The 25,156-nt window shown below is 41.8% G+C and carries 21 protein-coding genes; 8 read left to right on the top strand and 13 right to left on the bottom strand.

The features are described 5' to 3' along the window. Positions 1–92 precede the first annotated feature (92 nt). From C3F34_RS08565 to dxs, 8 genes are all read right to left on the bottom strand, one after another. Positions 93–377 (bottom strand): STAS domain-containing protein, encoded by a 285-nt coding sequence (locus C3F34_RS08565; protein WP_044739641.1) that lies wholly within the window; start codon positions 375–377, stop codon positions 93–95. A gap of 12 nt (positions 378–389) precedes the next feature. After that, positions 390–1,022, bottom strand: a complete 633-nt coding sequence (locus C3F34_RS08560) for an MlaC/ttg2D family ABC transporter substrate-binding protein (protein ID WP_016168626.1) — start codon at positions 1,020–1,022, stop codon at positions 390–392. Positions 1,023–1,041: 19 nt separating this feature from the next. Further along, positions 1,042–1,710, bottom strand: coding sequence for an outer membrane lipid asymmetry maintenance protein MlaD (locus C3F34_RS08555; protein ID WP_016168627.1), 669 nt, complete (start codon positions 1,708–1,710; stop codon positions 1,042–1,044). After that, the gene (gene mlaE, locus C3F34_RS08550; protein ID WP_016168628.1) at positions 1,710–2,489 is read right to left on the bottom strand and encodes a lipid asymmetry maintenance ABC transporter permease subunit MlaE; all 780 of its coding nucleotides are present in this window, start codon (positions 2,487–2,489) and stop codon (positions 1,710–1,712) included. The genes C3F34_RS08555 and mlaE overlap by 1 nt, the downstream gene beginning before the upstream one ends. Continuing rightward, entirely contained in the window at positions 2,486–3,304 is an 819-nt protein-coding gene (locus C3F34_RS08545; RefSeq protein WP_016168629.1) for an ABC transporter ATP-binding protein, read from the bottom strand. The genes mlaE and C3F34_RS08545 overlap by 4 nt, the downstream gene beginning before the upstream one ends. Positions 3,305–3,705: 401 nt before the next feature. After that, the gene (locus tag C3F34_RS08540) at positions 3,706–5,583 is read right to left on the bottom strand and encodes a DEAD/DEAH box helicase (RefSeq protein ID WP_044739642.1); all 1,878 of its coding nucleotides are present in this window, start codon (positions 5,581–5,583) and stop codon (positions 3,706–3,708) included. 434 nt (positions 5,584–6,017) lie between these two features. Next, on the bottom strand, positions 6,018–6,848 hold the full coding sequence (locus C3F34_RS08535) for an inositol monophosphatase family protein (protein WP_016168632.1): 831 nt from the start codon (positions 6,846–6,848) through the stop codon (positions 6,018–6,020). Between the two features lie 116 nt (positions 6,849–6,964). Next, on the bottom strand, positions 6,965–8,872 hold the full coding sequence (dxs, locus tag C3F34_RS08530; protein WP_104441411.1) for a 1-deoxy-D-xylulose-5-phosphate synthase: 1,908 nt from the start codon (positions 8,870–8,872) through the stop codon (positions 6,965–6,967). Between the two features lie 302 nt (positions 8,873–9,174). On the opposite strand from dxs, the gene ribA reads away from it, so the two are divergent. After that, positions 9,175–9,777 (top strand): GTP cyclohydrolase II, encoded by a 603-nt coding sequence (ribA, locus tag C3F34_RS08525; RefSeq protein WP_016168634.1) that lies wholly within the window; start codon positions 9,175–9,177, stop codon positions 9,775–9,777. 57 nt (positions 9,778–9,834) lie between these two features. Here ribA and hemN read toward each other — a convergent pair whose 3' ends face one another. Continuing rightward, the gene (gene hemN / locus C3F34_RS08520) at positions 9,835–11,205 is read right to left on the bottom strand and encodes an oxygen-independent coproporphyrinogen III oxidase (RefSeq protein ID WP_104441410.1); all 1,371 of its coding nucleotides are present in this window, start codon (positions 11,203–11,205) and stop codon (positions 9,835–9,837) included. Positions 11,206–11,437: 232 nt separating this feature from the next. Here hemN and hemF point away from each other — a divergent pair, with 232 nt between their 5' ends. The 3 genes from hemF (at position 11,438) to aroE (ending at position 13,755) form a co-directional block, all read left to right on the top strand. Further along, on the top strand, positions 11,438–12,379 hold the full coding sequence (gene hemF / locus C3F34_RS08515; RefSeq protein ID WP_104441409.1) for an oxygen-dependent coproporphyrinogen oxidase: 942 nt from the start codon (positions 11,438–11,440) through the stop codon (positions 12,377–12,379). 284 nt (positions 12,380–12,663) lie between these two features. Then, positions 12,664–12,870 carry a hypothetical protein gene (locus C3F34_RS08510; protein ID WP_016168637.1) on the top strand — a complete coding sequence of 69 codons (207 nt, stop codon included), beginning with the start codon at positions 12,664–12,666 and terminating at the stop codon, positions 12,868–12,870. Positions 12,871–12,966: 96 nt separating this feature from the next. Continuing rightward, positions 12,967–13,755 (top strand): shikimate dehydrogenase, encoded by a 789-nt coding sequence (gene aroE, locus C3F34_RS08505; protein WP_104441408.1) that lies wholly within the window; start codon positions 12,967–12,969, stop codon positions 13,753–13,755. Positions 13,756–13,825: 70 nt separating this feature from the next. Here aroE and C3F34_RS08500 read toward each other — a convergent pair whose 3' ends face one another. Beyond that, on the bottom strand, positions 13,826–16,210 hold the full coding sequence (locus C3F34_RS08500; RefSeq protein WP_104441407.1) for a hypothetical protein: 2,385 nt from the start codon (positions 16,208–16,210) through the stop codon (positions 13,826–13,828). A gap of 240 nt (positions 16,211–16,450) precedes the next feature. On the opposite strand from C3F34_RS08500, the gene C3F34_RS08495 reads away from it, so the two are divergent. After that, a complete protein-coding gene (locus C3F34_RS08495; protein WP_016168640.1) occupies positions 16,451–18,274 on the top strand; it encodes an acyl-CoA dehydrogenase C-terminal domain-containing protein in 1,824 nt (607 codons plus the stop codon). A gap of 66 nt (positions 18,275–18,340) precedes the next feature. On the opposite strand, the gene hchA is transcribed toward C3F34_RS08495, so the two are convergent. Further along, complete coding sequence (hchA, locus tag C3F34_RS08490; RefSeq protein WP_044739649.1) at positions 18,341–19,210, bottom strand: glyoxalase III HchA; 870 nt, start codon at positions 19,208–19,210, stop codon at positions 18,341–18,343. A gap of 501 nt (positions 19,211–19,711) precedes the next feature. On the opposite strand from hchA, the gene C3F34_RS08485 reads away from it, so the two are divergent. After that, positions 19,712–20,101 carry a hypothetical protein gene (locus C3F34_RS08485; RefSeq protein ID WP_044739650.1) on the top strand — a complete coding sequence of 130 codons (390 nt, stop codon included), beginning with the start codon at positions 19,712–19,714 and terminating at the stop codon, positions 20,099–20,101. Positions 20,102–20,186: 85 nt separating this feature from the next. On the opposite strand, the gene C3F34_RS08480 is transcribed toward C3F34_RS08485, so the two are convergent. Together C3F34_RS08480 and hemW are read right to left on the bottom strand one after the other, a co-directional pair. Next, the gene (locus C3F34_RS08480; RefSeq protein ID WP_104441406.1) at positions 20,187–21,491 is read right to left on the bottom strand and encodes a DUF1254 domain-containing protein; all 1,305 of its coding nucleotides are present in this window, start codon (positions 21,489–21,491) and stop codon (positions 20,187–20,189) included. 308 nt (positions 21,492–21,799) lie between these two features. Next, the gene (hemW, locus tag C3F34_RS08475; RefSeq protein ID WP_416333145.1) at positions 21,800–22,999 is read right to left on the bottom strand and encodes a radical SAM family heme chaperone HemW; all 1,200 of its coding nucleotides are present in this window, start codon (positions 22,997–22,999) and stop codon (positions 21,800–21,802) included. Between the two features lie 79 nt (positions 23,000–23,078). Between hemW and C3F34_RS08470 the strand changes: the two genes are divergently transcribed. Next, the gene (locus tag C3F34_RS08470) at positions 23,079–23,540 is read left to right on the top strand and encodes a DMT family transporter (RefSeq protein WP_016168646.1); all 462 of its coding nucleotides are present in this window, start codon (positions 23,079–23,081) and stop codon (positions 23,538–23,540) included. Positions 23,541–23,632: 92 nt separating this feature from the next. Beyond that, positions 23,633–24,931 carry an MATE family efflux transporter gene (locus C3F34_RS08465; protein ID WP_042068984.1) on the top strand — a complete coding sequence of 433 codons (1,299 nt, stop codon included), beginning with the start codon at positions 23,633–23,635 and terminating at the stop codon, positions 24,929–24,931. Positions 24,932–25,156: the final 225 nt, after the last annotated feature.

The raw sequence follows: 25,156 nt of genomic DNA, 5'->3' as shown, positions 1-25,156 counted from the left end.
ACATGGTGTGATCCGCGAAGTACAACAGAACACTATCTTTTTGAGCATAAGATTCAACATAAAAAAGCACCGCAATTGCGGTGCTTTTTATTTTAGATCAAATGCAGATCATCTTGCAGATGACAAGCCTGAATAATCTTCATCATTTTGTCAGGCACAGCCTTAAAGTGTAAACCTTGTGCTTGAGGCGTTTGGCGCAACCAACGTACCAGTACCGCTAATGCCAAGGTACTTCCCTGTTGCAACTGTGCCAAGTTCACCACCATAGGCAACTGTTGTTTCTGAATTAATGCTAGACCCTGCTGATAGTATTGTTCAGCATTGTCATAGTCAATTTTTCCAGTGACTTGCAATTCCTGATTGACGAGACTAATCACCGTTCACCTATCTTATTTTTTCTTTACAGCTGCGTCAGCATCTGGTTCAAAGTTAGCAATCGCTTTATCCAGATTACCACCATTACGTTTCACAGTCGCCGCAAACTGGTTACGGAATTGTAGACCTAAATCAATACCAGAAACGTTGATGTTACGAATCTTCCATTGGCTACCTTTATCCGCCAACTGGAACGATACAGGAATCTTTTCACCGTTGTTATTAAAGTCAATCGTCACTACAGGATTAGCACTGCCTGTTGCTTTATAAGGGCGCATGCTATAGGTCTGGTTGCTAAACTTGGCAAAAGCTGTACCGTAGTTTTCAATCAATGTTTCCCGGAAGTTCTTTTCAAACTGTGCACGTTGCGCTGCAGTGCTGTACTGATTGGTTGCATAAGTACCCATGACAATACGAGTGAACGCTTGTGAATCCACATACGGGTCTAAGTTCTGACGCACGATTGCTTTAACCGCTGCTGGGTTATTTTGCAATTTTGCATGGTCTGCTTTTAAGCGACCAATTAAACCATCCGCCACACGCTTAATAAATGCAGGAGGAGCTTCAGCTGGCGCAGCAAATGCAGTACCTGCAATCATGGTTGATAAAATGCTTGCCGTTAATGTTTGTTTCAACAACATATTCACTTCTAAATTCCTCTTTCAATTATTCAACAAATGCTGGTTCAGCATCTGTTTTTTCAGTTGGTGCCTCAGCTTCTGCCGATGGAGTCGATGACTTACCGGCACCTGCTGTAATAAATTTACTAATCAAATCTTCCAGATCCATCGTACCCTGAGTGTTAGCGATTGATGCACCACGCTTGATATAATTCAAGCCACCACCTGGAACAACTTTCAAATACTTCTCACCTAACAAGCCATTGGTTGCTACCATTATGTAAGCATCTTCATCAATACTGGTGATGGATTTCATGTTCGCAATAAGTTGCTGTTCCATTTCTTTTTGTTTCGCTGGTGTAGCTTCGGTATATTCTGTGCTATAGCGCAACTCATCCAACGCATTGTTTTCAACCGTTTTCAACTGTTCTGCATTAAAAGACGTTAGCTTGCCATCCAATTCAAAATGCACCGTTGCCAAACGTGTTACTGGATCTAGAGTAATATCTGTAACACGACCAATCGTGACACCACTCATCGTAACTTTGGCACGAGGCTTTAAGCCATTTACGTTATCAAATTGTGCCGTCATGCTATAGGCATCACGTAAGTTAGTGCCGACTAAGCCACTCACTTTCATTGCCAAGAAAAACAATGCAACACCGAAGACAATCACAAATAATCCTACGGCCAGCTCACTTGCACGTGATTTCATTAAACCCCTCCGAACATGACCGCAGTCAACACAAAATCAAAACCTAATACACAAAGCGATGAATACACCACGGTACGCGTTGTGGATGTTGCAATGCCTTCAGATGTCGGTACACAAGCATAGCCTTGGTAAACCGCAATCCAAGTACATAAAATGGCAAAAACAATACTCTTAATAATCGTGCCGTTAAAGATATCTTTATAGAATTGCACATTACTTTGCATGCCACTCCAGAAAGAACCTTCATCTACGCCCAGAAAATCTACGCCGACCATTTTACCGCCAATAATACCAATCGCAGCAAACACAACACTCAACATCGGCAAACTTACAATACCGGCCCACAGACGTGGTGAAACAATACGTTTTAATGGATCAACCCCGATCATCTCCATACTGGATAATTGTTCGGTGGCTTTCATTAATCCAATTTCCGCGGTCAGTGCAGAACCTGCACGCCCAGCAAACAATAATGCGGCAACCACAGGAGCCAATTCACGTAACAGAGTTAACGACACCATGGTGCCCAACATGGCTTCTGAACCAATGTTGACCAAAATGGAATAGCCTTGTAAACCTAAAACCAAACCAATGAACAAACCCGACACCGAAATAATCAGTAAGGACATCACCCCGACACGATACATTTGGTAAACAAACAGTTTGACCCCTAACCATGTCGGCATTGAGCATAGAATTTGTAGCAACATAATGGTTGCAACACCGACACCCTGAACACTCTGAATAACGCGTCTACCTAATGAGGCAATAGCATTCATGCACGAACCTCGCCCGCCAAATACGCTTGATGACTAAACTGATATTCTACAGGCCCTTCAGCCGCACCTGTCAGGAACTGACGCACAAATGGTGATGCATTCGCCTGTAATTCAGCAGGCGTACCTTCACCTTGCACTTTCCCCTCCGCAACCACATAAATATAATCTGCAATCGAAAGCGTTTCTGCTACATCATGCGATACAATAATCGTGGTCAATTCCAATGCTTCACGTAGAGAACGAATTAATCGAGTCAGTACACCTTTCACAATCGGGTCCTGACCCGCAAAAGGTTCGTCATACATAATCAATTCTGGATCTAATGCAATTGCACGTGCCAAAGCCACACGTCGGTTCATCCCCCCTGAAAGTTCAGAAGGCATGAGCTGCTCTGTGCCACGCAGGCCAACCGATTCCAGCTTTAATGCGACCAATTCTGCAATTAAATGCTCAGGTAATTGGGTATGCGCACGCAATGGAAATGCAACATTTTCATAAACGCTCATATCGGTAAATAAAGCACCACTTTGGAACAGCATGCCCATACGTGCTCGTGCCGCAAACAACTCATGTCGCGACATCTGACCAATATCTTTACCGTCAAGTAGCACTTGCCCATGATCTGGGGTTAACTGCCCCCCAATTAAACGCAACAGTGTCGTTTTACCTGTTCCAGATGGCCCCATAATGGCGGTAATTTGACCACGTCGAATCTTCAGACTGACTTGGTCATAAATGATTCGTTCCCCTCGCTTAAAACTCAGTTCTTTGACTTCAATCAAAGCTGAATTTTCAAGGGGTGCTTGATTATTCATAGCGGAGAAAGTTCCTGCAATTTTTCAGCACGCATACTATAAAGGATTGAACTATAAAATGTTACCTAGTTACGTCGGGTAAACTGTGTGCAATTTGTTTTTTGATTCTGTCATTTTAATTATACGAACCAAGGCGCACAGCATAGAAATTAGAACACTGTGTTATATAAATTGAGCGTAAAAGAAAAAGATCAAATTGCTCAGCAAAAGAATAAAACCCAAATAAGGCATAATGACCTCTTTTAACGAATACCCTAACAGAGGTTGTTGTTCTATATTGTTGTTCATATTTGTCATATTTCAACATAAATTTGACTTAGTATACATTTTTTAAACAATAAACAAAATCTTTAAACATAAAAAAACCAGCGCTTTTGCGCTGGTTTCTTAGAAGGGATGATTTAGTCGTTAAACTTACGACGACGGTCACCGCCTTCACGACGTGGACGATCCTCACCACCGAATGAACGCTTAGGACGATCTTCGCCACCAAATGAACGCTGTGGACGATCTTCACCACCGAATGAACGCTTAGGACGATCTTCGCCACCAAATGAACGCTGTGGACGGTCACCGAAACCACCTTCACGACGTGGTGGACGATCACCGAAATCACGTTTAGGACGGTCACCAAAAGAACCTTCACGGCGTGGTTTGTAATCTACACGGTTACCACGGTTATCATCATTCGAGTCAAAACGTGGCTTATCATTGAAACCACCTTCACGACGTGGACGATCGCTGTTAAATTCGCGACGTGGACGGTCTTCAAAACCACCTTCACGGCGTGGACGATCATTATTAAATTCGCGACGTGGACGGTCTTCGAAACCACCTTCACGGCGTGGACGATCATTGTTAAATTCGCGACGTGGACGGTCTTCGAAACCACCTTCACGGCGTGGACGATCATTGTTGAATTCACGGCGTGGACGATCTTCACCACCAAAAGAACGCTGTGGACGGTCGCCATCACGGCCACCTTCACGACGTTTGAAGTTAGATTCACCTTCAAAACGACGACCACCGCCGAAACCGCCACGACCGCCTTCACGACGACCGCCACCGCCATTGCGACCACGACCACCATCACGACCAGAGCGTGCTGGAGGTGGAGATGGCTCTAAGCCTTCGATTTCAGAAACTTCTAAACGAGCATCTAAGTAATCTTCTAAAGCACGGATTTTGCCGCGTTCACGGTAAGTTGCCAAAGTAATTGCTTTACCTGTACGACCCGCACGACCTGTACGACCAATACGGTGTACATAGTCTTCGTTCTTCATTGGCAGACCAAAGTTGATTACGTGTGAAATTGTTGGTACGTCTAAACCACGTGCCGCAACGTCAGTTGCAACCAAGATTTTTGCACGACCTTCACGAATACTACGTAAACGACGGTTACGCACGGTTTGTGGCATTGCACCGTGAAGTGCAACTACTGAGTGACCCGCTTCAGCCAATTCTTCAGCAAGCATGTCTGTGTCTTCTTGTGTAGACGCGAAAACAACAGCTTGATCAAGATCTTCTTCACTCAACCAGTGAGTTAAAAGTTTTTTCTTGTGCTCAAAACCATCAGTCCAGTGTAGAGTCTGAGTGATGTCTGTATTGGTAGAATGACCTGTTTCAATTGCAATACGCTCAGGATCATTCATCATGCGTTCAGCAAGAGTGATGATACGTGGTGCAAATGTTGCAGAGAACATTAATGTTTGTTTACGGTTTGCCGCAAGATCGCTAATCGCTTCTAAGTCTTCAGAGAAGCCTAGATCAAGCATACGGTCAGCTTCATCAACAATTAATGCATCAACTTTATCAAGTTTGATTTGACGACGGTTCACAAGGTCAAGTAAACGACCTGGAGTTGCAACTACAACTTGTGCACCTTTTAATTGTTGGATTTGCTTACCAAATGGCATACCGCCCATGATCGCAGCAATACGTGCGCCTTTCATGTGACGTACAAATGCAATTGCGTCTTGGCTTACTTGTTGCGCCAACTCACGTGTTGGGCAAAGTACTAAAATATTTGGTTGGGTAATTGCTTTCATACGTTCTTTGAACGGAACGAAAGTCTCTTGACCTGCAAGTGCGTTTAACGTTGGAAGTAAAAACGCCGCAGTTTTACCTGAACCTGTTTGGCTTGATACAAGAAGGTCTTTACCTTCTAAAGCAGCAGGAATCGATTGTTCCTGTACAGGCGTAGGAGATGTAAAACCTAGGCTTTGTAGAGCTTGTTGTAACGATTCATGTAAAGAAAATTCAGCAAAAGTTTTGCTCATAGAGTTTTTCACCCGAAAACTGGGTGCTCCATTAAAATAAAGTCAGATGGACATCGGCAAAAAGCGGCACAGCAATAATCGCTGAAAATATAGAATCAGCGGCGATCCGAGAACGACGATGCGTATAACGCACATTTGATTACAGCCGCAACCTGAAGGAATCGCTTAAGCGATTGGGTGGGGCGCGAAATAATGTCCTCTCTTTGGACCGGACGCGCATACACAATGATAGAAGAGAATGTTCAGGTAATGAACGAAATTTAGTGCGTGGCGAGATTATAACAGCATATTTTTAAAAGTCACCTTTTTTAATCGACTTTTACCATTTTTTTAAAAATATTATTCAAAGATGCAATTAAAGCTTGGAATTCTATATAAAAAAGCCCTCAAAATTGAGAGCTTTTTTATCGTCACTTGATCAGGTAATCATTCGATTACTTTGCTGCTTCACCCCACGCTGGCACGACTGCCTGCATTAATGGCTTTAACATTTTCATTGAACATGCAAGTACTTGACCATTTTCCATAGAGTCGCTACCGCCACGTGCATCAACCACAGTGCCGCCTGCCTCTTTCACAATCAATTCGCCTGCTGCGATGTCCCAAGGCTTTAGACCGAGTTCGAAATAAGCATCGAAACGACCCGCTGCTACATACGCCAAATCTAATGCTGCTGAACCTGTACGACGATATTGTGCACCAGCTTCAGTTACATTTAACAATGAAGCAAAATGATTTTTTGCATAAGAAATCACTTCACCATTACGTTTTGCGCGGTAAGCATGTCCTACAGACATGAATGTATTTTCAAGGCTGTCTTTCACATTTACACGAATACGGCGTTGATTCATCATGGCACCACGACCACGACTTGCAGAGAACAATTCATCTTTCACAGGGTCGTAAATTACACCATGTTGAGTAATGCCTTTATGTTGAACTGCAATAGAGATACAGAAATGAGGAACACCGTTAATGAAGTTTAAAGTGCCATCAAGTGGGTCAATGATCCAACACCAATCTGCGTCGTGACCTTTACCTTCTTGATAACCAAACTCTTCACCAAGAAAACTGTGGTTTTTATAGCTTTTACGTAGCGTATCGATGGTCAATTGTTCCAAATAACGGTCTACACGCGTTACTGGCCCATCAATTCCTTTTTCTTCGACTTGTAGATCAAGTTTATGACGATTTTGATGCGCTTTTAAAAGCTCTTGACCGACTGTTTGAGCCGCACGCGCAGCCATCACCACCATAGGTTCCATTGAACACCCACTACAAATTTGAAGATATTGATTAAAGAATAATGCATAAAAGCCCCTATATCTTAACAAATATAAGCGCTTTTAGGGAAAAAATGTTTCGAAAATTTAGCTTTTGATCAGCCTATACTTTGTACAAGCTTTAACCATGCTGATTCTATTGATTTAACAAGGCCTTGTGCATCTAAGCCTGCTTGTTGCAACATTTGATTATGTGTTTCCTGATGCATAAAGTTATCAGCCAAACCTAAATTCAACATCGGCTTAACAATTTGCGCTTGTGCCAAATATTCATTCACTGCACTACCCGCACCTGCCATTACCGCATGTTCTTCCACTGTGACAAACAATTGAGTTTGATCGGCTAAGCGCGATAACATCTGTTCATCTAAAGGTTTCACAAAGCGCATATTCACCACACGCACGCCAACATCCAGTTGCTGTGCCAGACTACGTGCAGCTTCTACAGATGCCGCAACACGACTACCAAAGGCCAGAATGCTGATCTGTTCATCAGCAGTTTCGTTCAATTGCAAGATGATTTCAGCACACCCTATTTCTAGTTCAGTCATGTGCTGCTGTATTTCCACACCAAGGCCATTACCACGCGGATAACGTACCGCTGCTGGTCCAGGATATAAATAGGCCGTATGCAACATTTGACGACATTCATTTTCATCTTTCGGTGCCATGATCACCATATTCGGCACAGTTCGCATGAAGGCATAGTCATATGCTCCTGCATGCGTTGGGCCGTCTTCACCGACCAAACCTGCACGATCAATACCAAACGTCACATCCAGATTTTGCAATGCTACGTCATGGATCAACTGATCATAACCACGTTGCAAGAAGGTGGAATAGATCGCAACCACAGGTTTTAAGCCTTCGCACGCCATCCCCGCAGCTAAGGTCACTGCATGTTGCTCTGCAATTGCCACATCAAAGAAACGCTCTGGATATTGCTGCGCAAACTTGACCATACCTGAACCTTCACACATCGCAGGTGTAATGGCCAGTAAACGCGAATCTTGTGCTGCTTGATCACATAACCACTGACCAAATACATCTGAATATTTAGGCGCTGTTTGCGGTGCCGCCTTGGCATTTATTTTGCTAATGGCGTGATATTTAATTTGTTCTGCTTCAGCAGGTGCAAAGCCTTTGCCTTTTTTGGTATAGACATGAATTAAGCGCGGTCCACTGCGTTTTTTCAGCGCTTCAAAAACTTGTGTCAACTCTTTGACATTATGGCCATCAAAGGGTCCAAAATAATCAAAACCAATCGCTTTAAACAGATTATCAGCAGCTTCTGTTGCGGATTGATGCAAGCGTGAGTTATATGACCATTTTGGATGTGGTTGTACGTAGGCTTCGCCTTGTTCTGAAATATGTACTGACTGACCACTTTCCCAAATTGCTGCCAAATGTTTGGCAAAACCACCCGTACTGCACGAAATCGACATATCGTTGTCGTTGAGTACCACCATCAAGTCAGCGTTATGCGCCACGGCATCATTCATGGCTTCAAACGCCATGCCCGCAGTCATAGCACCATCACCCACAATCGCCACCACATCACAAGGATTTTGTTGGTAGCGACGCGCTAACGCCATGCCCAGCCCCGCTGAAATTGCAGTAGATGAGTGGCCAACCCCAAAAGTATCAAAAATCGATTCTTCTCGCGCAGGGAATGCTGCTAGACCATCTTTAGCACGAATGGTGGTTAATAACTCACGACGACCTGTTAAGGCTTTATGTGGATAAGCCTGATGACCCACATCCCAAATGAGGCGATCATCTGGCGTATTAAAACAGTAATGCAAGGCAACTGTTAACTCAATGACCCCCAAGTTCGCGCCAAAATGTCCGCCGCTTTGTCCAGCTGCATACAAAATAAATTGACGTAACTCATCCGCCACTTGTGGTAGTTGATCACGCGCGAGCAAACGTAGTTGTTGTGGATGATCGATCGTATCCAGCAACGGTGTTACAGGGCGTTGAGTTGGTATTTCTGTATACAACATATGTGGCAAAGCCTTCTAAAGCCTGGCAAATCCTAAGCTAGGTAAATGGGTTACTCGATCATCGTGGGATGATATCACCTTCAATCAGCCACATTTCTGGCGATGCGTACTTGAGTACAAAACTCAATTGGCGTTTTTTGGTGCGTAGATTATCCTGAATAATATAGCTATTTATCAACTATTATCGTTCGCTTTCTACAAAAAAGAAAATCTTGCATACATTTTCAATGTGACTATTCTACTAATGTCCAAGCATTACGCTATACTTTAGTCAATTTATAAACTATTTAACGGGTTAAACAGTGCCTATAGAATTTGTCGCAACGTCTCGCCTTCCCACTGCTTTTGGTGAATTTAAAATTACGGTCTTTCAAGACCCGAAAACGGGTGAAGAACATGTTGCGCTCTCTAAAGGACTCGATACACCACCAACGGGTCCAGTATTGGTTCGCATTCACTCGGAATGTTTGACTGGTGATGCTTTCGCATCATTAAAATGTGACTGTGGCCCGCAATTACAAGCCACCCAGAAACTCATTAATGAAGTCGGACAAGGCGTCATTCTCTACTTGCGTCAGGAAGGTCGTGGCATTGGTCTTACCAATAAAATTCGCGCCTATGCCCTGCAAGATCAAGGTCATGACACCGTCGATGCCAACCTCATGCTGAATTTACCTGCCGATGCACGTCGCTATGATATGTGTAGCATTATGTTGGATCATCTCAATATCAAAGAAGTTCGCTTGGTTACCAATAATCCATTAAAGATTAAAGCATTAACCGATCTTGGGATTAATGTAATAGACCGTGTACCATTAACGGTGGGTTTAAATCCGTTCAATGAAGATTATTTAAAAACCAAACATGAACGCATGGCACATATGTATAAAAAGGATGACTTTTAAGTCATCCTCGCCTGATTTATTTGCACATTTTTCAATCAATAACAGCATTTAAGTCAGCTAAATCGTCATCGAGAAAATACGATTATTCGGCATTTTCCGACTTAAACGCAAATCGAATGCCATACAAATATTCCGCACAAAAGGTTTGCCCTGCTCAGTAATTTGAATATGATCTGCTTCAATCCTTAACAAGCCATCTTTTTGCATTTCTTCTAGTTGCTGTAATACCTGCGGTAATTCTGGAAATCGCTGAGCTTTGTCCTGCCATGACGTCGTAAAGGTACACATTAAATTCAGAATATGTTGCCGAATGACCAAGTCTTCATTGCTTAAAATATGCCCACGATAGACAGGTATTTCATTTTGCTCTAGACGCGCATAATAATCTTCTAAAGTTTTTTCATTTTGCGCAAAGCTGTACCAACTATCACTGATGGACGAAAGCCCCAAACCAATCATGACCTGAGTTTTGGATGAGGTATACCCCATAAAATTACGATGTAAATTTGCGTGCTGAAATGCTTGATACATTTTGTCGTGTGACAAAGCAAAATGGTCCATGCCAATTTCATAATAACCCTGTGCCAGCAGTTTTTTCTTACCCTCTTCATAGAGCTGGCGTTTTAATTCGTCTTTGGGGACATCCTGATCTTTAAAACCACGTTGTCCATTGCCTTTAATCCAAGGCACATGCGCATAACTATAAAATGCCAAACGGTCTGGACGTAACAGATTGGTTTGATCAATGGTATGTAAAACATCGGTTAAATCTTGGAAAGGCAGGCCAAACACCAAATCATGAGAGATAGAGGTATAACCAATGTCTCGCGCCCAGTCCGTCACTTGTTGTACATGCGCAAAGGGTTGAATGCGATGAATGGCTTTTTGTACTTTTTCATTATAATCCTGCACTCCGTAGCTGACACGGCGGAAACCAAGGTCATATAGGGCTTGCAGATGTTCACGCGTGGTATTGTTCGGATGCCCTTCAAAACTAAATTCATATTCGTCCGCGATTTCCGCTTGCGACAAAATGCCTTGGATAAGTTGAGTTAAATGTTCGGCCGAAAAGAAAGTCGGTGTGCCACCGCCCAAATGAATTTCTTTGATGATGGGTTTTTCGACCAACAACTGACAGTACAAGTCCCACTCTTTTAACACTGCTTGAATGTAAGGCTGTTCCATCTCATGCTTTTTGGTGACGCGTTTGTGGCAGCCACAAAAGGTACATAGGCTTTCACAAAACGGCAGATGGATATACAAACTAATGCCTTCTCGGGCATTCGATTCATCAAATGCTCGCTTTAGGCTTTGCTTCCACTGCACCAAACTAAAATCTTGCTCTTCCCAATAAGGCACAGTTGGGTAACTGGTATAGCGTGGACCTGCAACATTGTACTTTTGAATAAGGGAATTGGCTTGAGTCATGGATGCCTCATCAGAATCTCTGCCTGATACAACAGGCGTGTTTCCTCTATTGTGCGGAGCTTAAATTCAGAATTCAACCTAGCCTTTTAGTCGGGATAATTTCTATGAGATCAGACAGATACTGTCATTCAAACTAACCAACTTATTTATCCAAATAAGAAAAAACCTTAATTTTTTTATGATTTTATGTTACATGTTAGGGCAACTTTTATTATTTTTTTAGAGGGTTGAGATGCAACATCCAACGTCCACAGATATTCAACGTGTTCGTGACTTTCTTCTCGATTTACAAGCCCGTATTTGTGCTAGCTTAGAACAACAAGAACGTGCTGGCGGTGGAACTACTGAATTTATCATTGATGATTGGCAACGCCCTGAAGGCGGTGGCGGACGTTCACGCGTATTACAAAATGGTACAGTGATTGAAAAAGGCGGCGTGATGTTCTCGCACATCAATATTTCCAAACTGCCTGCATCTGCTACAGAACGTCATCCTTCGATTGCAGGTGCAAAAGCCCAAGCCATGGGGGTGTCTTTAGTGATTCATCCTAAAAATCCGAATGTGCCGACTTCACATGCCAATGTACGGTTATTTGTAGCGGAGCCTGAAGGACAAGACCCAATCTGGTGGTTTGGAGGTGGTTTTGACCTCACCCCATTTTATCCGAACGATGAAGATGTACTGTCTTGGCATCAAACCGCGTATGACTTATGTGCTCCATTTGGCGATGGCGTTTATGCCGAACATAAGCAATGGTGTGATGACTATTTCTATTTAAAACATCGTGATGAACAACGCGGTGTTGGTGGTTTGTTCTTTGATGATTTAAATCAATGGGACTTTGAAACCTGTTTTAACTACATTCAAGCGGTGGGCAATGGTTACCTAAACGCGATCTTGCCAATTTTCCAAAAAAATCAAGATAAACCTTATACTGAAGCACAACGCGAATTCCAGCTTTACCGTCGTGGTCGTTATGTCGAATACAATCTGGTTTATGACCGTGGCACATTATTTGGGCTACAAACAGGCGGACGAATTGAATCAATTTTGGTCAGTTTGCCTAATTTAGCGGGTTGGTCATATCGCCCTGAATGGGAGGCAGACTCTGCCGAGAAAAAACTCACGGATTATTATTTAAAACCTCAAGATTGGCTCAATCTACTCAAATAGACACACGCACTTACAATTTTGAAACCTTAAGTACGCCCTTTTTAACCAGATCAGGGCGACTTATAGCTTAGATTGGTATATTTCCCCACAAACTCCCCGTAGAATGTCTTCTACAAAAATGTCTATTCTTTGCATTTATCAAAAATACTGTCACCGCTTTAAAACAGCATTCCCGCTCTTTACGGTTTAAAAATACATAAACTAAAAGAAGGTATTTTTAATATATTCATTTTAATGACATGAAAATCTCGTATCGTTCTGTGCTGTCATCTGAGGTCTCTAACATGTTCACAAAAAGAGTTAGTTCAACCATCATGGTTTTTTCCTGCTTTGCTATTGTCTTCCTGAGTTCAATTAGTACGACTATTTTTTCTGAAAGTGCATTCAATGATAATGCTTCGATCAGTATTGCCGTACTTGCAGCGATTGGCTTAGCACTGACTACTGCAAAACTCATCTTTGATACAATTCACAATATTTGTAATCCATAAGCACTTGATTTCCACCCCAGAAAAAATAGGTTAGCGCTTTAGCCTGAGTGCAATTTGCCGTATATTGAACGGCATTTCTCACATGGATTTTGTGCGATGAGCAAACAATTCGCTGTCATCGGCAACCCGATTGAACAGTCTCGTTCCCCTGAACTTCATCATGCCTTTGCAGCAAAAACAGGCATCGACCTCCGCTACAGCAAACGCTTAGCCCCTCTAGATGGCTTTGAAGCCAGTGTGCAAGATTTTTTCGCTCAAGGTGGCTGTGGTATGAATGTCACTGTTCCATTTAAAGAGCAAGCCTTTGCGCAATGTCAGGTACTGACCGAACGAGCCAAGATTGCCAAAGCCGTCAATACGCTATGGATGCAAGATGGCATACTTCATGGCGACAATACCGATGGTCAAGGTCTGGTCGATGCGATCCATGCTTTGGGTTGGTCACTCACGCAAAGCCGCATCTTAATTTTAGGTGCAGGTGGGGCAACACGTGGTGTGATTTATCCTTTGGTACAAGCAGGCGCGAAACACATCGTGATCGCCAACCGTACGCTATCTCGTGCGGAACAACTGGTGACAGATTTACAACAGCATGTGCCGCAAGCTGAACTCAGTGCGACAACACTCACTACCTTAACTGGAGAATTTGATCTGGTGATTAATGCCACTTCTGCCAGTTTGAGTGGTGAAGCCTTAACCCTTCCAGAGCAATTGATTTTTCACCATGCTTACGAAATGGCTTACGGTAAACCCTCCAGTTTTCTTGACCAAGCCAAAGCACGCGGTATCCCAAGTTCTGAAGGGTTTGGCATGTTAGTTGGACAAGCCATAGAAGCCTTTTCCATTTGGAATGGGGTGAAACCTGAATTAAAAGATTTCCTTTAATTACTCAAGAACACCCTTGGGAAAATAAAAAAGCCAACCGACTTGGGTTGGCTTTTTTGAATACATGACTTTATTTCAAATGCTTAACCACAGCGACATACGCTTTTTCATACAGATCATAATCCATAAAACCATCGTGGTCTTTGTTTAACTTGGCAATAGATTGCTCGGAAAGTTTATCCTTACGATCATCTGCAAATGCTTGACCCAGTACGGCTGCCGCACTTTTTAAAGTTTTGGTTTGCTCAGCATTGAGCTCATAGTCATCCTTAAACAATTCAATATAATAATCTGCAAATACCGCTTGTGGGGTTTTGAATTGTTGAATCCGCTTGTTCCATGCCTGATATTCTTTCGCACCTTCCGAAGCGTCTTGAACAATACGCGCAGCGCTATAACCCAACTCATCAAACTGATCTGGATCTAGTAATTTGTGCTTTGCTTTCAGGCTATTCAAACGAGTTAAAGCTTTGCCTTTCGGCTCTTCTAAACGGTCATTGAAACGGTAAGCATAGACTTCTGCAATTTCATTTAATTCGCTATTGCTATAATGCTTCACTATTTCAGGGCGGTTTGCAGACAGCATCAAGACGAAGACCGATTGGTAAGTCTTAATATAAGAACCTGTGTTTGCAAAAGTTTTTTCTGCCAAGTCCGACAACTGCTGATCAAAGCTCAACTGTTCTCCCTGCTGTCCATCTACACCAGTTCCAGACATACCTAACGATTTGGTAAAGCCTGTCACTACATTTTCTAGCATTGAGCCTTTGGTGACTTCCTCAACCGATTTGGCATCGCGTAATGCTTTTTTATCAATCGGTGTACCATGTCCATAATTCGAGACTTGCATATCTAGATTGATACCGAAGTTCCCAATGGTCTCATCAGCAAATTGTAATTGATATGCCAAATCTACTGCACGACCTTGATTATCCAACGCCACATCTATAGTGACTGGCATAGCCTGTCCACTTTCCGCTAAAGCAGCCTGAATTTCAGGTTGATGCTTAATCCAAAGCGCTTTAAACGCCTGCACATCGGTTAATTGATCGCTAACATAAGGTTCAAAAATTTGTTGTACCTCTTGCATCGCCAACACTTTTTGCTCCAGTGCAGAAGCAGAAGCGGTTGATTTCGCTTTACCTTGCGCTGTTTGTAGCAACTTGATGCCATAGATATCTTGACAGTAAGTCACATCACCAATTGCGAGATGCTTTTTACTACCCAACAACGCTTCGCATGCCTGTTCCGATAAAAGTTGACTTGATGATGCTGCAGCAACTGCACCCGTAGCAACATCTTCTGCTACTTCATCTTCAACAGTTTCTTCCTGCGCTTCGGCAACCTCTTCTGTATGTTCAGATGCATCAGTTGATTCTTGCTCTGGATATAACAACTCATCCAAACGATTATTAATTAAGGTTGCTACACGCTCTGAAGATGCGTAGGCTTGTGCACTCACTGATTCACTGCTTGCTGCAACCGCTGCGTCTGCAGCTTTTTCGGCCTCTTCTGCTACAGTTGAAGCATCTTCACTGACGGTATCAGTTTCAACCACGCCCATGACTCGCTGAGTAAGGTATGGTTTATTAATCTGCTCAAACAGACTCATTTGCAGCATTAAATTGCCCAAATCACCTTGATAGCGGATTTTATTGCTGATGCCCTGTTGTTTTTCTGATGCTGAAACATGCATACGCTGCAATTGTTTAGTATCAGCCAATACATAAGGCAAAGCATTCATCTGTTTCAGGTAATCGACCAGTTTAGGCACATTTACACGATCAAGATCTTGTTTATATTTAGAAAAATCTAAATATGCATAAGATGCCTGACTGTCTTTATTGACCAAGTAAGGCATGAACGCAAAATAATTGGCATAGAACTTATAGTTTTGAAAATCCACCACCATTGGGAGCTTCGCTTCAACCAATAGCGTTGGTTTTTGATACTTGGCCACCAGATTTAAAGATGCCATTTTGTCTCGATAATGTACCGAACCATCATAGCTAATTTTTAAATCATTCATAAAATTCATCAGACCTGCAGCAATGCGGGCAGATGATGAATCCGAACCTTGACCGTAAGAATACGGGCTTTGCTCTGCAAGAATCGCCTCATACAAGGCCTGCTTCTCTTGTTTACTCAACGACAACTTTTGTTGTTTTAAGTACTGATCTAACTGCTTTTGAATGGCGGGGTCTAAATTCTGCGTCGAATTAGAAGTTGTTTGGGTATTGGCAACTTTGCCTTTACTGGTATCAAACTGGAAACCCATGTTACCGCGATAATCGTAACTCGGATATTCATACATCGCATTGACGCCAGTAACCGCTTGTTGTTCCAAAGAGGTATTGGTCGAATTAGATGTATTCGAATTGGATTTTATGACATGCTGAGAGCAACCGACTATGCTCAAACTTAAAAGACAGCAACTTAAATATTTTAAACGCATAGGTTTTTTTAAACCCCTTATTTATTTATACTTTAAGACATCAAAAAAATTGATTAAATGATCAAAAGACCGCAGATACTGTAGCAAAAAAATACAATATTTTGATAACATTTTTTACTTTAATTAGCCTTTCTGACATTTCTATTGGGCTACACTATCAATGTATTTTTATAACTAATGTGAATAATCAAATTATCGATTCGGATAATCCAAAACTATTTCTAAATTAGGATTAATATCATGCCAGCATATAAAGCTCCCCTACACGACATTCGTTTTTTAATGAATGAAGTGTTTGACTATCCTGCACATTACAAAACTTTATCCAACGGCGAACTCGCTGATGCTGACACTGTAGACATGATTCTAGAAGGTGCAGCGGATTTTTGTGAAAACGTACTTTCGCCAATTAATCAATCTGGCGATGAAGAAGGCTGTCATTTTGACAATGGTGAAGTGAAAACGCCAAAAGGTTTTAAAGAAGCCTATGACCAATTTGTCCAAGGTGGTTGGCAAGGTTTATCTTTCCCTGAGGAATTTGGCGGTCAAAACTTACCACAATCTTTAAACTTGATTAAATCGGAAATGATGGGGACGGCAAACTGGTCATTCCAGATGTACCCTGGTTTAAGTATTGGCTGTATGAACACCATTTTACAGTTTGGTACAGATGAACAAAAAAATCTGTATATGCCAAATTTGGTTGCAGGGACATGGTCAGGTACCATGTGTTTAACAGAGCCACAATGTGGTACAGACTTAGGCCAAGTCAAAACCAAAGCAGAGCCAAATAGCGATGGTACCTATAATATTTCAGGCACCAAAATTTTCATCTCTGCGGGTGAACAAGATTTAACTGAAAATATCATTCACATCGTTCTCGCCCGCCTTCCAGATGCACCTGCTGGCACCAAAGGTATTTCTCTGTTCATTGTGCCTAAATTTTTGGTGAATGAGGATGGCAGCCTCGGTGAACGCAACCCTGTAACGTGTGGTTCAATTGAACATAAGATGGGGATTCGAGCTTCTGCAACAGCAGTCTTAAACTTTGACAATGCTGTAGGTTATTTAATCGGTGAACCGAACAAAGGCTTACATGCCATGTTCACCTTTATGAATACTGCACGTATTGGGACCGCGATTCAAGGTATTGCACATGCTGAACTGTCTTTCCAAGGCGCGTTACCTTATGCCAAAGAACGTATGTCAATGCGTGCCCTTTCAGGTAAAAAAGACCCTGAAAAAGTTGCGGATGCGATTATTCACCATGCCGATGTGCGTCGTATGTTGTTGACTCAAAAAGCGATTGCTGAAGGTGGCCGTGCCATGATTTATCATGCTGCACAAATTGCCGACAAAATGGCCGATGCATTAACACTGGGCGATACAGCCGCATTTGAAGCAGCCGATGATCATTTAGGTTTTTACACCCCAATTTTAAAAGGCTTTCTAACAGAATTAGGCTTAGAAGCAGCCAATCATGGTATGCAAGTTTATGGTGGTCACGGTTATATTAAAGAATGGGGGATGGAACAAATTGCACGAGATGCACGTATTTCAACCCTATACGAAGGAACTACAGGTGTTCAGGCACTGGACTTGATTGGTCGTAAAGTTTTACTGACCTCTAAAGGTAAAGTGATTCGTGACTATACGGCTGAAATTTTAAAATTCTGTGGTCAACATGCACGCAATAAATACATGCGCCGTTTTGCGTGGGATTTAACCAAGCTTTGCGCACAGTGGAATGCTTTAACTGTGCGTATTATGCTTGCAGCACGTAAAGACCGCGATATCGTATCAAGTGCATCTGTAGACTTCCTCATGTTCTCGGGCTATGTGATGATGGCTTATTTCTGGGCGCAACAAGCGGCAGTAGCTTCTGCTAAACTTGCAGCAGGTGAAGGTCAAGAAACCCCAGAATTTTATAAAGCTAAAATTAAAGTCGCAGACTTCTACTTTGAACGTTTGCTACCACGTACACAAGGTCATGCTGAAGCGATGGTCAACCCTTCACGCACCATGACCTCATTAGCTGCGGAACATTTTAGTTTTGATTACTAAGTTATAAACTCAATAAAAAGACCGCTAAAGCGGTCTTTTTTATTCTTCGCATCTCTTTTCATTTCTCTACTGAACTTCTTCCAATAAAGCCTGAGCTGCCATTTTACCCAAGGTATTCGATGCCAATGGACTATCGCCTGTAATTAACTTACGGTCACGAATACATTGTCCCGACATCTCTTTATTGACCACCTCAACACCCAATTGTTCGAGGCGTTCCGCCAATAACCAAGGTAACTCCCCCGGCATATAACCAATATCTAGGTTTGCTCCTTGATCTAGTGCATCAGGGAAAACACACATTTTATAGCCTTTAAAAATATAATTTTCTGGTGCTTCATTTACAGCTGCTGCCAATAATCCTGCTGGCCCATGGCACAAAGAAATCACAAATTTATCTTTGGCTACCGCCCATTTCAATAAAGTTTTTAAGTCTTCACTTTGAGGTAAACCAATTAAAGCACCATGCCCACCGGGAATAAGGACAGCCAAATAGGGAGAGTCCTCACCTAAACTATTTTTCAATACATCTGCAAGTTTTAAAGGCTTTTTAAACTGGGCTAAATATTTTTGGAATGTTGCTGGCACCACAGCATCTTCATGAGGCATCGCCCACATTTCAAGCTTGACGGGATTGCCCGATAAGGTCGCAATATCAATTTTGAAACCTGCACGATCTAGATGATACATCGGCAACAAGGTTTCTACAGGATGGTTGCCCGTAGAGAAGAATTTGCCATTTTTCATGAGCAAATAGCGTTCATCGCTTGCAATCATCAGAATTTTTTTATTCCCAGTATAAGGCGTTGGATAGTCCGTGCCATCAAAATCAGTTTTACTGGCAGTGTATTGAGAAAGTGAGTAAGGCGAAGGGAAAAAGGCATTATCTTCAGCTAAATCAGGGGTTGGATTACGGTCTTGGCTGGTCTGTACCATGCGAATTCTCCTTTATTATTGCGTGGTTATTTTCAACTTTTCGAAACTTAGAGTCCTGTACCGCAGCTCATTTATTCAGCATAGCAAAGTTTCACAGTGGCACTGTTTTTAAGATGTAATTCGAAGCTTTTCTTTGCAATCAATAAAAATTTGGCCAATAAAAAACCCCAACATCCTGTCGGGGTTTTTCACATTCAATGCTGAGGTATGACTCCTGTCTTACCTTCGTCCTTGTGCAGATCTTTATTGTTATTCTATTGGAGCATCCTGCTTTCTATGGTTCTATATTATGAAAATCATGATGAGGCACATAGGCGCAAAAAGCGGGAATTGATGTAAGCTAATTCGTACAAATGAATCAACACTATTCATTATCGGCTGAATCAAAAATGACTGATCATTTAAAATCTGATGATTATTAACTCGCTTAATTTCATACGCAGGTATTCTTTTAGACTTTATGTTTTAATTCTTTTGTATTTTTTGCTGGATTTAATCCTGATGAGAAAGCAATATCATTTTAGAAAAGTTGAAAACGATACCTACATTTGGGATGTCGATCGCTTGATCGAATTCACTCAATCTTTTCAAGTCAGGCAAGTTCCGCTATCAGACATCAAGGAATTAGACGAAGCTTATTGGTATCCAGATACTCACCCAACCACTCAAGACATTATTGCGCACATGCAACTCATTCTAGAGGCAGATTTATCTTATCCAATCATTTTATGTGCTCAAGGCAGATTAATGGATGGTATGCACAGAGTGGGAAAAGCGAAGATTTTAGGCAAGGAGTCGATTTCTGCGGTTCAATTTGATACAAACCCACAACCTGACTTTATCAATGTGCATGAAGATGATCTGATCTATGATGACGAGTTAGTAAATTAAAAATAATTGAAATCAATACCATATTGACAAAAAAAGCCCAAAACTGAAGTCTGAGCTTTTTTTAATAGGCTATTACATAAAAGTCTTACTTCACCACTTCTATCACAGGCATTGGACATTGACCCTCTTGCATGGCTTTACTTGGGCCATACATTCTTAAAATGATATAGCTATCTTTATTTGGAATTGGTAGAAAGTTTGGATTGTTGGCATTGGCTTTTTCATCAGAACTTAAGTTTATAGTGTACATACCATCTGCACCCGCTTTCAGTGTACGGTCACCACGACTATGACGATTCATTTCGTTATACACCATCAGTCGGTTGTCGGAACCATAGACGGTAAATGACCAGAATTGACTGACTTCTGGTGCTTTAAAACGCATTTGGTATTTCTTACCATTCGAACCATTGATCTTTTGACCATCTGAACCGACGTCTGCTTTTAAATATACAGTTTCATCTGCGGGTAAACCCCATTGACCTAAATACGTCCCAATATCAAATAAATCACGGGCACCATCACTCAATTGCTCACGTGTACCAAGCAAGTTACGTGAGTGGGTTAATTTCGGCACAAGGTCTTTAATATGCTGCATCCCAAGCTTTTCACCCACTTGGGCGGCTGCAAGCTGTTCTTGGGTCAATTTAGAACTACATGGAGCAATACCCATTGTTTTATATTGGCTGACCCATTTCTTATCGGCTTCAGCCATGGTGCCTTCACAGAGCATAAAGTTCACACGTTCTAACCATGAGGTTTTTGCTGGGTCTAAATAGGTTCTTTTCTTTTGCTTTGGTCCAGCCACACCTAAATACTCAGATAAAGTCCGAATATTCCATTGATCCATATAATTTAAGGCTTTTTTCTCATCTTCTTTATTGGTCGCCATAATACGACCCATCATTTTCTGCAAATCAGAATCTACATAAATCACTTCATCTACACTATCTGGTACTGTGCCTTTCCATGCTTTTGATGCGAACATGAAACGACCACCTTTGATGCCACGCGTTCTAGCGCCAATCATGGCAGTCGTGTAGTGTCCCATGTCCATGGTATGTAAAATCCAGTAACGCCCCTTATCAAAGTCTGGAATACTGACAATAACAGGTTCTGCCCCAACATCTAACCAACCCATTAAATGTAGCGTGTCGTTGTTAATGGTTGGGTGAGCAGTATAAGTATCATCCGCGAGTTGGCGAATATTTTGGAACCGATTTAATGGGATGTTAGTTTCAATCGTTGTTTTATAGAAATATTTATAGGCTTCATCAATGGAGTAGCCATAAAGATAAGCATCTTCAGCAACTTGATCTGGAATCGCTGCATTTGACATAGAGCTTACCACTCCAAGCATCATGAGTGATAATAGTCCTATTTTTTTCATGTTATTCCCTTAGCATTATAAATTACTACATACTTTTATCCTTTTTAATATTCTTTTTCGCCACTCAAACGAATGGTTGTTAAATTCAAATTGAAAGATTATTCATCCAAGGTTCTATCATTTCTTCTAAACCCAGTCTTTGCTATTTTCTTCTGTTAAACAATGAGTCTTTATTATTAAATTTTTGATTCCATAGAAAAAGGCATATTCATTCCTTCTATATCGATGAATAAATATGCCTCATTAAAAGGTAGATCACTTAAAAACTCCAATCATCATAATTTGGAGTTTTTTGGGCTTGATAAAACTTAGATAAATTCTTCCAATACCGAATTTAAGAATACATGCCCTTGCTCAGTACACGCTAAACGTGTTGCATCATCCGACAACAACTTTCGTGCACGTAAAGAACTTAAAAGTTCATCCAAGCCAGTCAAACTCAAACCTGTACGCTGCGCATAATTTTCAGCAGCAACTCCATCATTTAAACGCAACACATTCATCATAAACTCAAACGGCAATTCATCTGCTTCAATCCGTTTAAACTGCACATGCTCCGCAGGAACTTTGGCTAAATAATCTTTAGGTAAACGGGTTTTCTGAAAACGGTACACGCCATCTGGCTGGGTAACTTTGGCATGTGCGCCTGCCCCGATTGCCAAGTAATCGCCAAACTGCCAGTAATTCAAATTATGTGCCGAAGGCAATTCTTTACGCCATGCCGAAACTTCATAGTTAATAAAACCTTGTGCTTTTAAATAAGCTTCACCCTGCACTTGAATTTCTTCAAGTACATCATCTATAGGTAAAATAGGCTGCGTTCTAAAGAACACCGTGTTCGGTTCAATGGTTAATTGATACCATGAAATATGGGTTGCACCATTTTCCACCGCCAGCTTTAAATCTAGTAAAGCCTGTTCTAAAGTCTGTTCAGGCAAACCATGCATTAAGTCCACATTAATCCGCTGAAATCCTGCATCACGTGCCAAACCAATCGCAGAAATCGCATCGGCATTGCTGTGAATTCGTCCCAACTTGGTTAAATGCTCGGTGTTAAAGCTTTGAACCCCAATTGAGAGGCGATTAATGCCTGCCGCCAAGTAATCGGCAAAAGGATCATGCTCGACCGTACCCGGATTGGCTTCTAAGGTAATTTCACAGTCGGCCTCAAAAGGCAACAAGGCTTTTAATTGGCTAAATAACCATTGATAACCTTGTGCAGAAATAAGCGAGGGCGTTCCACCACCAATAAATACGCTATGAATGGCTCGACCTTGAGCAAATTCAACTTGGGTCTTAAAGTCCTCAACCAAAGCCTGTAAATACTGTTGCTCCAAATCCAAAGACAGTTTGCCATCTGGCACCGCATGAGAATTAAAGTCGCAATACGGGCACTTACGCACACACCAAGGCATGTGAATATATAAAGACAACGGGATATTTTCAGGATGTAAATCAGTCAAGGAAAAGACTCTAAAGCACAACGGGAATCTTGCATATTTTAACATGACTGCATCAAGACACTTATGAAATCTATGTGTATTTGGATTAGACTGATAAAAAGACAAGAAGAATGAATGGGTTAAAATGATGAAAATATCGAGTCAATTGCTGTTTTTCTTACCGCTTGCATTCGGTATTGGTATTGCAATGACCTTTCAAACTGCTATTAACAGTCAATTAAGAGAACATTTACATTCCCCACTACAAGCAGCATTACTGTCATTTACTGTGGGAACTATCGTCTTAGCGTTGTTTGTGCTATTCCAACCTGTACCTAAACCTAATTTACAAGATTTTTCCAGTATTCCTTGGTACTTGTGGCTAGGTGGATGCTTAGGGGTTTATGCCATCAGTATAAGCATCTATACTGCCCCTAAATTAGGTTTTCTCACGTTCTCAGGTTTGGTTATTTTTGGCCAAATTCTGACATCGATGATTTTTGACCATTTTGGTCTACTTGGTACCGACAAAACGCCTGTGAATTGGCAGCGTTTACTCGGCGGCGTCGTAATTTTTATTGGTGTGCTTCTCACTTTACAACGCTAAATCTATTCTGACCAAGCACATAATGAAGATGAGTAATTTTTGTGTCGAATGTCATATCTACCCGCTATGAATTAAAACAACTTTTCCATTTAATGTTACCCATTTTGGTGACGCAATTTGCCCAAGCTGGTTTGGGATTAATTGATACCATTATGGCAGGACATTTATCACCAAACGATTTAGCCTCGATTGCTGTTGCGGTTGGTCTTTGGATTCCTGTCATGTTGCTGTTTAGTGGCATCATGATTGCGACCACACCTTTGGTGGCGGAAGCCAAAGGCGCTCGTACGCCTGAAAAAATTGCCACCATTGCTCGGCAGTCCCTATGGGTCGCTTTTATTTTAGGAACCATTGCAGGACTTGTTTTACAGGTTATGCCGTTTTTACTGCCACTATTTGGTGTACCTGAAAGCCTGCAACCCAAAGCCAGCCTGTTTTTACATGCAATTGGTTTTGGTATGCCTGCCGTGACCATGTATGCGGCACTGCGCGGCTATTCCGAAGCTTTAGGCTATCCACGACCTGTCACCGCCATTAGCCTTCTAGCTTTAGTCGCACTGATTCCGTTGAACTTTGTGTTTATGTATGGCTTAGGACCTGTGCCCGAATTGGGTAGTGCAGGCTGCGGCTTTGCAACGGCCATTTTGCAATGGTTGATGTTCTTGACCCTTGCCACCTATATTTTTAAAAGCAGTGCATATAAATCGACTCAAGTCTTTGCCCTATGGGAAAAAATTAACCCTTACTGGATCAAACGCATTTTAAAATTGGGTTTGCCGATTGGTTTAGCCATTTTCTTTGAAGTCAGTATTTTCAGTACTGCAGCGATTATTCTCAGTCCATTAGGCGATACGATTGTCGCCGCCCATCAAATTGCAATCTCGATTACCTCACAATTGTTTATGATTCCAATGTCCTTGGCGATTGCACTCACCATTCGTGTTGGAACCTATTATGGTGAGAAAAACTGGGCAGCCATGCGCAAAGTTCAAACTGTCGGATTGACGGCGGGCACTTGCTTTGCCCTTATTACCATGTTGTTACTTTGGGTGTTCCGTGCCGAAATTATTGCGATTTATACATCGGACTATGATGTGGCACAAATTGCAATGTATCTGGTTTTATTTGCGATCGCCTATCAACTCATGGATGCATGGCAAGTCAGTGCTGCGGGCTGTTTGCGTGGTATGCAAGACACCAAAGGGCCAATGTGGATCACCATGATAGCCTATTGGGTCGTGGCTTTTCCTGTCGGTATTTATTTGGCGCGCTTTACGTCCATGCAAGCAGCAGGCGTATGGGTAGGCTTGATTGTTGGTTTAACTGTGGCTTGTGTGCTCTTGCTCAGCCGTCTTTATCTCAATAATCACCGTCTCAAACAATCGGCTTAATCAAAGACTATATTCCCTTGTAGCTTGAATACGAGGGAATACTTTTATTTTAAATCTATCAATCTGTTGCTCCAATCAAACTCTTCACAGCTTTCAGCATTCTATTGATCTTTTTTATCCTGTATTGATGCCCAATAATTCAATATATTTGAGCCTTTAATACAGAACAACAACCATAGAAGTTGAAGATTTGAAGCAAAAATTTAAATATATTCACGCATTTTT

The sequence above is a fragment of the Acinetobacter sp. ACNIH2 genome, assembly GCF_002934965.1.
GTDB lineage: Bacteria > Pseudomonadota > Gammaproteobacteria > Pseudomonadales > Moraxellaceae > Acinetobacter > Acinetobacter tandoii.
The sequence above is the reverse complement of the archived record's forward strand: the minus strand, read 5'-3'. Positions and strand labels throughout refer to the sequence as shown.